Genomic DNA, 11,905 nt, shown 5'->3' with positions numbered 1-11,905 from the left:
ATCAAAAGTATTTAAATGTGTCTTCCATAATGTAAATATATCCCTGCGTATAAGTTAAGTGTCTGGTGTTGTTATCTATAAGAAATGTGTTTATTTATATCAGTAAAGAATTCAGGTGACTTGAATATACTATATATAAAGTATAGTTTATGGAAGTGATTTTTATGAAAAGTACTGGCAAGAGCTATATAATAAGAATTATTTTATGTTTGGAGATAGTTATATATATAGTATTTAACTATCTTGATGTTAATTATTGGGGGAGAAATAATTGTCCTAATATTATAAAATACATAGGAGTATTGTTATGTTTGTTGTTAGCTTTTTTAATAGGAGAAGATGGATATAGCAGAGAGGACACTTATCTTTTACAATTGGCGCTTACTTTAACTGCTGCAGCGGATTTGTGTCTGTTGATTTTAAATAAGTTTATTCTTGGAGTATTTATATTTTGTATTGTACAGATTATTTATATAATTCGGCATAGTGGTGGTAAAATTAAAAAGAAAGATATTTATAATTTAATAATATTTATTTTGATAACTATATTTGTTACTACAATGTTTATACGTTTTATAGATTATAAGCTTCTGCTTATAGGAAGTATCTATGCGATTTTACTACTTTATAGCGTATATACTGCATGGAAAACTTTTAGCAGAAATGTATATCCGATAACTAACTGTTATTTGGTTTCTATGGCTATGACATTGTTTTTACTATGTGATATAAATGTAGGCGCATCAAATATAATAAGGCAACTAGGTATATCTCATGATAATATTGGCATGATTTCAAATTTTTTAGTATGGATATTTTATCTACCTTCTCAGGTTTTGCTTGCGATAAGTGGATATAAGAAAATTAAAATATTTAATATATGAAAAACAGATTGAAGTCATCATTTAAATACGGGATTATTCTTTACTTTTAGCAATAAATTTATAAGAATATATTGACAAAAAAAATATTATTGCTAAAATAAAATTAGCACTCAATCATCAAGAGTGCTAACAAAAAATAAAAAGACGTTTTGATTTCATTTATTCTACATTAAAGTGTAGGTAAAACGGCTTAATTGATTTTAAAGCAACCGCACCTACAGTAATGGGTGTGGTTTTACTATTTAAAATTATTAATGGAGGGAAATGATAAAATGGCTATGAAAGAATTCCAAGCAGAGTCTAAAAGATTACTAGATTTAATGATTCATTCAATTTACACAAACAAAGAAATATTTTTGAGAGAACTTATATCCAATGCAAGTGATGCAATAGATAAAAGTTATTATCGTTCTCTTGTTGATAACAACATTACTTTTAATAAGGAAGATTTCTATATTAGAATTACTCCAGATAAAGAAAATAGAACGCTAACTATTATCGATACAGGCATAGGTATGACGAGAGAGGAGCTTGAAAATAATCTTGGCACTATTGCTAAAAGTGGTTCTCTTGCATTTAAAAATGAAAATGAGCTTAAGGAAGGCGTGGACATTATAGGTCAATTTGGGGTTGGTTTTTACTCTTCATTTATGGTGTCAGATGTAGTAACTGTAAAAAGCCGTGCAATTGATTCAAAGGAAGCATACAAATGGGAGTCAAAAGGCGCTGAGGGATATGAGATCGAAAGTATTGAAAAAGAAATTGTGGGAACTGAAATTATATTGAAAATTAAAGAAAATACTGAGGATGAAAACTATGATGACTATTTAGACGAATATAGATTAAAATCTTTAGTTAAAAAGTATTCTGATTTTATAAAATATCCAATAAAAATGATGGTTAAAAAAAGTAAGTTAAAAGAAGGCAGTGAGAAAGAGTATGAGGACTATTTTGAGGATGAAATCTTAAATAGTATGGTTCCAATTTGGAGAAAAAATAAAAATGAATTAAAAACTGAGGATTACGACCAATTCTACATAGATAAGCATTTTGGCTTTGGCAAGCCCCTTAAAGCAATCCATGCAAGCGTTGAAGGAATGGCAAGCTATAATACTATATTATTTATTCCAGATAAAGCACCTTATGATTTTTACACAAAAGAGTTTGAAAAAGGCTTAGAGCTTTATTCAAATGGTGTTTTAATAATGGAAAAATGTGCAGATTTACTGCCAGATTATTTCAGCTTTGTTCAAGGGTTAGTGGACTCAGCAGATATTTCTTTGAATATTTCAAGAGAACTTTTACAACAGGATAAACAGCTTAAATTTATTGCAAAGAGAATAAAGGATAAAATAAAGAATGAGCTTGAGTTAATGCTTAAAAATGAACGTGAAAAATATGAAGAATTTTATAAAAGCTTTGGAAGACAGCTTAAATATGGTGTTTACTCTGAATTTGGAATGAATAAGGATGCACTCCAGGATTTAATAATGTTCTATTCTTCTACAGAGAAAAAACTTGTAAGCCTTGATGAATATGTTTCTCGTATGAAAGAAGAACAAAAATTTATATACTATGCAACAGGTGAAAATGTAGAGAAAATTGAAAAGTTACCACAAACTGAAATACTTAAAGATAAAGGATTTGAAATATTATACTTCACTGACGATATTGATGAATTTGCAATTAAGATGCTTATGAAGTATAAAGAAAAAGAATTTAAATCTGTTTCAAGTGGAGATTTAGGTTTTGAAGCTGATGAAAAAGAAAGTAAAAAAGAAACTGAAGAAAATAAAGAACTATTTGATTCTATGAAGGATGCTTTAAATGGTAAAGTTAAAGAAGTGAGAGCATCAAAGAGATTAAAAAGTCACCCAGTTTGTCTTACTAATGAAGGAGAACTTTCTATTGAAATGGAAAAAGTTCTTAATACGATGCCGAATGGCGGTAATGTTAAGGCTGACAAAGTGTTGGAAATAAATACAAATCATGAAGTGTTTAATATAATTAAGCAGGCCTTCGAAGGAGATAAAGATAAGCTTAAAATGCTGTCAAATCTGTTATACAACCAAGCATTGTTAATTGAAGGTCTTTCTATAGAAGATCCTGTACAATATGCTAATGATGTATGCAGGTTACTCAAATAATAGATATATTTTAAAAGTCTATGGTATCAGATGTCATGAAAACAACATCTGGTACCATAGACTTTTGTTTATAAGTTTTGAAATTTTATACAGTGATATCTTCTGACGAAGATGCAAGATGAACAATTTTATAAACTTTATTATTCTTAATATAAAATCGTTTAGTATTACTTTGAAAAACAAAATGATCAGTTAAGTCTTCAACTTTATCTACATTACTTAATTCATCAGACAACTCTTTTTTAGAGATTTTTAATGATGCCTTATTTATTCGATTATCATATACAGCCTTTAAAAATAAATATAAAATTGTTTCTTTGTAATCCTTAGGAATTTTATTCCCTTTTGAGATGTTGCAGAATTTACAGCAGGTAACAAGATTGAAAACATCATTAGTTCCCTTTTTACTTTTGGGAAGATAATGATCTAGAGTTATTTTATTATATTTAAGTGGTTTGCCGCAAAAGAAGCATTTTTTGTTATCTCTTTCATAAATATATAGTTTATCGGTATCTTTTATGTTCATAATATATAAAACTCCTGAAAGGTTATTCTTGCTGTAGAAATAAAACTATTACATTTTCATTATATAGTATAATAGTATTTTATTTTATGTTTAAAAAAATAAATTATTTATTATTATTCTTATAAATTATTGTATACTCTTTAAATATAAGTTAAACAATATATGTTAGTAGAACTATTGCAATTTATTATATACATAAATTCCTTATTTGTAAAATTGAAAAAATGTCATTTTGATAATAATTGTGTTATAATTAAGCCATACTGTAATAAATTATAGTTAAGCTATAAAAAAAAGTTTATACTATAATAGGTTATGGTAATGCTATAATTATAAAATATTAAAAGGAGGTACATCTTATGGATCATAAGTTATCTAAAGATGCATATGGCGGCGTAGCAGGTAAAGACTATGTTCCTTACATTTCCAGTGGGTCTAAATCTGGTGGAAACGTTGCCGTATTAATAATTGGTATTATTTTAGCTGCACTATTTGCAGCATCTACTGCCTATTCAGGTATGAAATCAGGGCTTACAGTTGCCGCTGGTATACCTGGTTCTATAATAGGTTCTGCATTCATAGCCATATTTGCTAAACACAAAGGTATACTCGGCAAAAATTTAGTTCAAGGTATGTCAAGTGGTGGAGAATCAATTGCTAGTGGTATGATATTCGTTTTACCAGCGATTCTTTTAATAGGAGCTAAGGTTTCTTTTTTAGAAGGTTTCGCTGTTGGTGTAGGTGGAGTTTTATTTGGTATAGGAATAGCTTCTCTTGTTCACAATTATTTAATGGTGGAAGAACATGGTAAATTAATGTACCCTGAGTCAATGGCTATATCTGAAACACTTGTTGCTTCAGAAGGCGCTGGTGATTCAATGAAGTACATGGGAATGGGATTCGGAATAAGTGGCGTTATAACTGTTATAACTAGCTCTTTCTTAAATGTAACTAATAATGTTATAAGCTATGTAAACGAATCCTTCTATAAATGGAAATTTGAGGTTGAAGTTAACCCTCTATTATTAGGTATAGGCTTCATAGTTGGTATGGATGTTTCTTTAATGATGTTTGCTGGTTCTATATTATCTAACTTTGGTATTATGCCTTTAATAGGTTATTTTGCCGCTCTTGGAAACGATAGTTCCACTGTATGGAATAACCCAAATGTTGCTATACACGCAATGCAGGTTAAGCATATAGCTGGTAGTTATGTAAAATACATAGGTGCTGGTATGATGCTTTCTGGTGGTTTAATAGGTGCTATTAGACTTATACCAACTATAATATCTTCTATAAAAGAAACTTTAAATGCTAAGTCTTCAGGAGCTGGTAGTTCATCTGCTGGAAACATGATATTAATTGGTGGTGTAATTGTTGGTTTTATAGGTGGATTTTTAGTATCTGGTGGTAATATATTAATGGCAATAACTGCTTCTATTTTATCACTATTCTTATCATTATTATTTGTAATAGTTTCTGGTCGTTTAACTGGTACTATAGGAACTTCTAACCTCCCAGTATCAGGTATGACTATAGCTTCTATAGTTCTTGTAACATTATTATTCGTTATAATGGGATGGAAAAACCCTGAAAGCAATAGATCATTACTTTTATTTGGTACATTTATAGTTACTGCTATTTCTACTGCTGGTGGCTACTGTCAATCACAAAAGGTTACTTTTGTAGTTGGTGGAGATAAAAACGAAATGCAAAAATATTTTGCTATAGCTGGTGTAGTTGGTGTTATAGTAGTTACTGGTGTTATATTATTACTTTCAAACCAACTTGCAATGACTGGTGATAACGTACCATTCGCGTTGCCACAAGCTAACTTAATGTCAACATTAACTGCTGGTATAATGTCTGGTAAATTACCTTGGGTTATGATAATTGTTGGTGCTGTTATGGGATTAGTTTTATTCTTATTAAACCTTCCTGTAATGACAGTTGCTATAGGATTCTACTTACCAATATCAACAACTTCTATAATATTAGTAGGTGCATTAGTTCGTTTATTTGTAGAAAAAGGTTGTAAATCTGAACAAGAAAAAGAAGTTAAAGTTTCTAATGGTATAAGTTTATCTTCTGGACTTGTTGCTGGTGGTTCTATAATAGGACTTATTGGTATAATACTTCAAGTATTTAAAATTGTAGGAGGATCTGAACCAAGTGGCTTCGCTGCTACTAATGGAATGGCAGTTGTAATATTAATAGTTTTAGTAATAGCTACAATAATACCTATACTAAATAGTAAAATAAAAAATGCTAAATAATAATGAAGAGGTTTTAAATATAATATTTAAAATCTCTAATAACTTAGAATATGAAGTGGATAAAGAAGGCATTGTGACCATACTTGAAAAGCAAGATCATAAGGTTCAAAGATTCTTTAGAAAACTTAAATTCGGAATTCCAGAATATAAAAAAATTTCTATGGATGAATACGGAAGCTATGTGTTTTTGCAAATAGATGGCAAGAAAACTGTAAGGGATATTGGTGAAGAACTAGAAGTAAAGTATGGTGATAAAGCTCACCCGATTTACGAAAGATTATTGTTGTTTTTAAATCATATCGACGTTAACTGTCACTATATAGAAAAAACGAGTTTCTAAATATAAAAGATGGCACTGAATTACAGTTGCCATCTTTTTATGTTAGAAATTTTATATAATAGAACTTGTATGTTCTATATAAGTAGGTTGAGTTTTTTCTCGTCAATATTCTTAATGGCTTGAGTTAGTCTTGGCAACGCCGAATTATTATTTTCTTTATTCCATATAGCGGCAATTGTAACATACTTGTCCTTATCCTTTAGAGGTATTATCATAAGATTTTGAGATTGATTTAGATATCTTACACAGTAAAAAGGTAATATAGCAATCCCCATATTTGCAGATACCATTAGCAGAACAGACTCAACGTCATCAAACTCAGTATATTGAAAAATAGTTTCGCCAGTTAGATCTTTTGAAGACAATGATTTTCTGGTTGCTAAAGGATGTGTTGGATGAACAACAACAGTTAATGAATACGTCTTCATTAAATATCCTTCTAGTAATGGAAGCATTTCCTTTTCGTTCCAGGTATTAAACACTATGTCTAGTTCAGAGTTTAAAACTTTATGGTATAATTCCTTTTCGGTACCCCTAATAAACGTAATTGAAATATTTGGGTATTGATTATGGAAATAAAAGATTAAGTCTGAAAAGGATGTCTTTTCATATCCATTTACGAATCCAATACGTAATAAACCAAAAAAGCCAATAGTAGTTAGACGAACTCTTTCGGTAGCCTCTTCGACCTGATGAAGAATTGCCTTTGCTTGAGTTAAAAACATAGCTCCCGCTGGAGTTAACTCAACATGATGATTATTCCTGCAAAATAGTCTTGTATTTAAAATTTGTTCTAGTTTTTTAATTTGCTTTGTTACTGCAGTTTGAGATATGAAAAATTTTTGTGCTGTTTTGGTAAAATTTAATGTCTCAGCTAAAGATACAAAATATTCTAATTGTTTAGTATTCATCATATTCCTCTATTTTACGCGTCTTTTGTTGATTATTATAACTTTAAGTTATTGTAACTCAAAAAAATAATATTGGCAAGTATTACTTCATATCTGTTATAATAATATCTAAAAGGAGTGAAAAGATGATGGTATCAAAAGAAATGTACGAACTAGGAGCAAAACGCTCTGTAATCAGGGAATTATTTGAGTATGGAAAGCAGCAAGCTGCAATTGTTGGAAAAGAAAATGTATTTGACTTTAGCATTGGAAATCCAACTGTTCCAGCACCAGAATGTGTAAAAGAAGCAATGATAGAATTGCTAGAGACAAAGAAATCAGATGAAATTCACGGATATACTTCTGCACAGGGAGACATTGAAGTAAGAAAAGGTTTAGCTGAGTATATGAATAGTACATATAAGTCTGAGCTTAAAGCAGATAATTTTTATATGACATGTGGAGCTGCAGCTTCACTATGTATTACACTTAAAGCTCTCACTGTAAATTCAGAGGATGAATTTATTATTGTTGCACCTTATTTTCCAGAATATCAAATATTTATAAAAAGTGCAGGTGGAAAGGTTGTAATAATACCAGCAGATACAGAAGATTTTCAAATTAATATGGATTTATTAGAAAAAGCAATTACTCCTCAGACAAAAGGAATTATAATAAATTCACCTAATAATCCATCAGGTGTTGTTTATTCAGAAAAAACATTTAAGAATTTAGCTGATTTATTAAAAAACAAATCTAAAGAGTATGAAAAAACTTTGTATTTAATATCAGATGAACCTTATAGAGAGATTGTTTATGATGACATACAGATACCATATGTCCCATCTTATTATGAAAATACAATTGTATGTTACTCATATAGTAAGTCAATTTCACTTCCAGGAGAAAGAATAGGATATATTCTAGTTCCTGATTGTGTAGAAAACTCTAAGGAGATTTATACAGCAGTATGTGGAGCTGGACGTTCATTTGGGTATGTATGTGCTCCAAGTTTATTTCAAAAGGTAGTATTAAAGTGTTTAGGAAAAACATCAGATATAGGATTATATGATGCAAATAGAAAATTATTATATGATGGTCTTAGCAAAATGGGTTATCAATGTGTAAGGCCAGATGGTGCATTTTACTTGTTTGTAAAAGCATTAGAAGAAGACGCTGTAAACTTTTCTGAAAATGCAAAGAAATTTAATCTTCTAATTGTGCCAGGCGATGATTTTGGATGTCCAGGATATGTAAGAATTTCATATTGTGTAGATCCAGAAATGTTAAAGAGATCTTTTGATGCATTTCAAAAATTAAGAGACTTATATAAATAAAATCAGCTGTTCAGCTATAATTAATAGTTTTCACATTTTAAGTTTATAACCTTCCTTCAATTGAAATAATATAGAATGAAAACTTAATAATAGTTGTCGGTACATGGGAAGAAGCCGTTAAGCAAGTTGCTTAACGGCTTCTACTTTTTATCAAAACTCCTTTTAAGTTTCCTAAAATAGGACCTCAGAGAAGTTTATATTAGTCAATCACTTGAAATTAATAAGAAAACTCAAAATACAGTGTAGTACTTTTACAGGAATCTTTAAAATATGATATAGTTAATCCATAAAAGACATTATGAAGTTTAATGGGGGTCGGTATAAAATGCGAAAAATTAAGTTTAGAATGTGGGATAAAGAGAAACATTGCTTTTATTTAAGCAGCAATCCCTATCCTAAAAATTATTCAGATGAGAAAAGATTCACAGTAATGGAATTCACAGGTTTAAAAGATAAAAATGGTATTGAAATTTTTGAGGGGGATATTATAGGTATAAACAGGGAAAAAAATTCTATAAAGCAGCCAGTTAAATTTGGAAGATACTCTTTCCAAAAATTTATAGGGGAATGTGGAGAAATTAGTGATAATATTGAACTATATGGTTTCTATGTAGAAAATGAGTATTTATATATTCAGATGATTAATGAGAAAACAGTTGTTCTTGGCAATATTTTTCAATTAACTGAGCAAGCTAAGTAATATTTTATTTAAAAGTTGAGAATAAAAAACTATATGGTTTTATAGGGGGATATCATGAAAAAATTTTTTATAAAAACAGCAAGATTAAGATTTTCAATATGGGAAGAGGAGGATATACAAGAGGCTTTAGAACTCTGGGGTGATCTTGAAGTAACGAAGTTTATAGCGTCAAATGGTAAAATGTCAAAGGAGCAGATATATGAAAGATTAAAGAAAGAAATAGAAAATTATAATAAGTTTAAGGTCCAGTATTGGCCAATATATTTAATAGATAGTAATGAAAATATAGGGTGCTGTGGACTAAGACCATATGATTTGGATAAAAATATTTTTGAGATGGGTATACATTTGAAGAGTAAATATTGGGGAAATGGCTTTGCTTTGGAGGCTTGCTTAGCTCTTATAGAATATGCTTTTAATACTTTAGGAGTTGATGGACTATTTGCTGGACACAATCCTAAAAATACAGCATCATATAAATTACTTAAGAAACTTGGTTTTACATATATTCATGATGAATTTTATCCACCAACAGGCTTATATCATCCCTCATATTTGATGATAAAGCAAGATTATGAAGATAAAAAAAGAAAAAATTAACTATTAAATTAAAAAACGAGGATAGTGCAGCAGAGAGCATAAGTATGAAATTAAGATAAATATAATATGAAGAGATATTTAGGTTTGACTAAAATGACCATTTAGTGTAAAATTACACTAAATGGTCATTGTCTATAATTAGAACTATTACATATTAGATAATTACAGGAAAGTTTATGAAAAGGAGGGGTAAAATTGAAAAAGAACTTATTAGCCTTTCTAGTTATTGTTATATTCATTTTTTTAACAAATAGAATTTATGTAAATTTAAACAATAAAGCTAATTCAAATATAATTACAAAATTAAAAGGACAAATTTATTATACAAAAAGAGTTGATGGAATACTAAATTTATATAAATTTGATACCAGCTCAAAAAGAGAACAACTTATATATACCCATAAAGGAAAAGGAAAGGATAGCTACGGTGGAGATAACGATAACATTATTGACTTTTATTATGACACAAAAAGTGGCGACATAAGTCTTGTAGGAATGAATAATGGAGATTGGTGTGTATTTTCTATTAGAGAGAAAGAAAAAGAGGCTAAGCTTATAAGCAAATTAGATTTTAAGGATTCAAAGGAGAAAACGACAATTCGTACTGATTATATAAAAAATGAAATAGATGGTATAAAAGCTATTAAAAAGGATGGATCTATTTATATAGAAAAAGGTGGACAAGAAAAGTGTTTGTTAAAGTTTAATGGTATATACAATGAAAAATTTACAGGGTACACACCTATTGGATTTTCTCCAAATGGAAAGTATCTTATATATCATTCTTTCGGACATTTGACCTCTTTTGGAACTTTGTTAGAGGGATTCACTAAAGGAAATATTGTAAAAACCTATATTCTTGATATGGAAACAGGAAAAAGTACTAGATTTATTGATGCTTATCATGTTCAATGGATTATTTAACAGGTTTTGAGGAAAATAACCTTGTAAAGAATAAAAGAAAAACTAGATATGAAATATTTAATTCTAAAAAAATAAATTAATAAAGATATATAAACAAAAATTATAATTTAAAGAGATAAATTTAGAGTGTAAGTTGCGAATTGTTAGTCAAATGAAATATGTAGTAAATATTTTATTCAAATCATGTTGACATGCTGAAAAAAAGTAAGTATAATAAAAAACATAGAAATCAGTGGTATATACCATATGCCATATTTAAGTGATATAAATCCTAGCAAATTAATAAGTAGTGATGTATACAAATGATTTATTAATATGGGTTGTTTTATACATTTATATCATTAAATTATGAGGAGGAAGAAAAATGAAAAAGGGATTTTTAAAAAGGCTAATGACAATGACGGTGGTTGGTTTAATGGCTTTTTCACTGGCAGGTTGTGGATCATCTAACACATCATCTACAAGTACAAGTTCAAACCAAGGAACTAAAAAGGCATCTGGTGCTACTCTAGAACAACTACAGAAAAAAGGCACAATTGTGGTAGGTATGATGGCTGCGACGCCTCCATACGAATTCCATGCTGTGCAAAATGGAAAGGATCAAATAATTGGATGTGATATCAAGTTGATTGATCAAGTTGCTAAGGATTTAGGGGTAAAGTATGAAATCAAGGACATGGATTTTGATGGTTTATTAGTAGCATTACAAGCTGGAAAAATTGATATGATTGTATCAGCCATGAGTCCAACTCCAGAAAGATCTAAAAATGCAGACTTTTCAAACGTTTATTATAAGGACAAGCATGTCATTGTAATTAATAAAGATAACCATGGAAAAATTAGCTCACCAACAGATTTAGATGGTAAGACTATTGGGGTTATCAAATCATCTGTACAAGAGCAAATTGTACAAAAAACAATTACAAAGGCTAAAACAAAATCTTTAGGAAAATCAACAGATTTAGCTCTAGATTTAGGAAGTAAAAAAGTTGATGCAATTTTAGTAGATATGCCAACAGCGAAACTTCTTAGCAAAGCAAATGATAAAATTGAACTAACAGAAATCTATTACAATGATGATACAGCAGGTGCTGCAATAGCAATGCCAAAGGGAACAGACCCAAAAGTTATGGAAATTGTTAATAAAGCAATTGACAAAGCAAAACCAGTGTTTACTGAATGGTTAACAGAAGCAATGGAACAGGTACAGCAAAAATAATTTACATGATTTAAGCTTCTATTTCTTCCTTCCTATCATAGAAGTATAAGTACGTACTTTCT

11 protein-coding genes are annotated in these 11,905 nt (G+C 29.4%); 9 read left to right on the top strand and 2 right to left on the bottom strand.

From position 1 onward, the window contains the following. Positions 1 to 164 precede the first annotated feature (164 nt). Together I6U48_RS21065 and htpG are read left to right on the top strand one after the other, a co-directional pair. Complete coding sequence (locus I6U48_RS21065; protein WP_218322451.1) at positions 165 to 884, top strand: lysoplasmalogenase family protein; 720 nt, start codon at positions 165 to 167, stop codon at positions 882 to 884. A 272-nt stretch (positions 885 to 1,156) separates the two neighbouring features. Continuing rightward, complete coding sequence (htpG, locus tag I6U48_RS21060; protein WP_218322450.1) at positions 1,157 to 3,031, top strand: molecular chaperone HtpG; 1,875 nt, start codon at positions 1,157 to 1,159, stop codon at positions 3,029 to 3,031. Positions 3,032 to 3,116: 85 nt separating this feature from the next. On the opposite strand, the gene I6U48_RS21055 is transcribed toward htpG, so the two are convergent. Further along, the gene (locus I6U48_RS21055) at positions 3,117 to 3,557 is read right to left on the bottom strand and encodes an HNH endonuclease (protein WP_218322449.1); all 441 of its coding nucleotides are present in this window, start codon (positions 3,555 to 3,557) and stop codon (positions 3,117 to 3,119) included. A gap of 359 nt (positions 3,558 to 3,916) precedes the next feature. On the opposite strand from I6U48_RS21055, the gene I6U48_RS21050 reads away from it, so the two are divergent. Together I6U48_RS21050 and I6U48_RS21045 are read left to right on the top strand one after the other, a co-directional pair. Further along, positions 3,917 to 5,833 carry an OPT/YSL family transporter gene (locus I6U48_RS21050; RefSeq protein WP_218322448.1) on the top strand — a complete coding sequence of 639 codons (1,917 nt, stop codon included), beginning with the start codon at positions 3,917 to 3,919 and terminating at the stop codon, positions 5,831 to 5,833. Next, entirely contained in the window at positions 5,823 to 6,173 is a 351-nt protein-coding gene (locus I6U48_RS21045) for a PqqD family protein (protein ID WP_218322447.1), read from the top strand. Before I6U48_RS21050 ends, I6U48_RS21045 begins: the two co-directional genes overlap by 11 nt. Positions 6,174 to 6,247: 74 nt before the next feature. Here the strand turns inward: I6U48_RS21045 and I6U48_RS21040 are convergent, their stop codons facing one another. After that, positions 6,248 to 7,084, bottom strand: coding sequence for a LysR family transcriptional regulator (locus I6U48_RS21040; protein ID WP_218322446.1), 837 nt, complete (start codon positions 7,082 to 7,084; stop codon positions 6,248 to 6,250). 128 nt (positions 7,085 to 7,212) lie between these two features. Between I6U48_RS21040 and I6U48_RS21035 the strand changes: the two genes are divergently transcribed. From I6U48_RS21035 to I6U48_RS21015, 5 genes are all read left to right on the top strand, one after another. Continuing rightward, positions 7,213 to 8,400 (top strand): pyridoxal phosphate-dependent aminotransferase, encoded by a 1,188-nt coding sequence (locus I6U48_RS21035; RefSeq protein WP_218322453.1) that lies wholly within the window; start codon positions 7,213 to 7,215, stop codon positions 8,398 to 8,400. A gap of 325 nt (positions 8,401 to 8,725) precedes the next feature. Continuing rightward, positions 8,726 to 9,100, top strand: coding sequence for a YopX family protein (locus I6U48_RS21030; RefSeq protein ID WP_218322445.1), 375 nt, complete (start codon positions 8,726 to 8,728; stop codon positions 9,098 to 9,100). 54 nt (positions 9,101 to 9,154) lie between these two features. Then, positions 9,155 to 9,700, top strand: coding sequence for a GNAT family N-acetyltransferase (locus tag I6U48_RS21025; RefSeq protein ID WP_218322444.1), 546 nt, complete (start codon positions 9,155 to 9,157; stop codon positions 9,698 to 9,700). A gap of 195 nt (positions 9,701 to 9,895) precedes the next feature. Beyond that, on the top strand, positions 9,896 to 10,624 hold the full coding sequence (locus tag I6U48_RS21020) for a hypothetical protein (RefSeq protein ID WP_218322443.1): 729 nt from the start codon (positions 9,896 to 9,898) through the stop codon (positions 10,622 to 10,624). Positions 10,625 to 10,988: 364 nt separating this feature from the next. After that, positions 10,989 to 11,843 (top strand): transporter substrate-binding domain-containing protein, encoded by an 855-nt coding sequence (locus I6U48_RS21015; RefSeq protein WP_218322442.1) that lies wholly within the window; start codon positions 10,989 to 10,991, stop codon positions 11,841 to 11,843. The last annotated feature ends 62 nt before the right edge of the window (positions 11,844 to 11,905 follow it).

Origin of the sequence: Clostridium thailandense (assembly GCF_019207025.1) — a bacterium.
GTDB classification, from domain to species: domain Bacteria; phylum Bacillota; class Clostridia; order Clostridiales; family Clostridiaceae; genus Clostridium_AM; species Clostridium_AM thailandense.
The sequence above is the reverse complement of the archived record's forward strand: the minus strand, read 5'-3'. Positions and strand labels throughout refer to the sequence as shown.

What these genes read in the sequence shown, in the direction of transcription:
- I6U48_RS21065 (WP_218322451.1), top strand. Translation starts at nt 165, where the DNA reads ATGAAAAGTACTGGCAAGAGCTATATAATAAGAATTATTTTATGTTTG.
- I6U48_RS21040 (WP_218322446.1), bottom strand. Translation starts at nt 7,084, where the DNA reads ATGAATACTAAACAATTAGAATATTTTGTATCTTTAGCTGAGACATTA.
- I6U48_RS21015 (WP_218322442.1), top strand. Translation starts at nt 10,989, where the DNA reads ATGAAAAAGGGATTTTTAAAAAGGCTAATGACAATGACGGTGGTTGGT.
- I6U48_RS21030 (WP_218322445.1), top strand. Translation starts at nt 8,726, where the DNA reads ATGCGAAAAATTAAGTTTAGAATGTGGGATAAAGAGAAACATTGCTTT.
- htpG (WP_218322450.1), top strand. Translation starts at nt 1,157, where the DNA reads ATGGCTATGAAAGAATTCCAAGCAGAGTCTAAAAGATTACTAGATTTA.
- I6U48_RS21050 (WP_218322448.1), top strand. Translation starts at nt 3,917, where the DNA reads ATGGATCATAAGTTATCTAAAGATGCATATGGCGGCGTAGCAGGTAAA.
- I6U48_RS21035 (WP_218322453.1), top strand. Translation starts at nt 7,213, where the DNA reads ATGGTATCAAAAGAAATGTACGAACTAGGAGCAAAACGCTCTGTAATC.
- I6U48_RS21025 (WP_218322444.1), top strand. Translation starts at nt 9,155, where the DNA reads ATGAAAAAATTTTTTATAAAAACAGCAAGATTAAGATTTTCAATATGG.
- I6U48_RS21055 (WP_218322449.1), bottom strand. Translation starts at nt 3,557, where the DNA reads ATGAACATAAAAGATACCGATAAACTATATATTTATGAAAGAGATAAC.
- I6U48_RS21045 (WP_218322447.1), top strand. Translation starts at nt 5,823, where the DNA reads ATGCTAAATAATAATGAAGAGGTTTTAAATATAATATTTAAAATCTCT.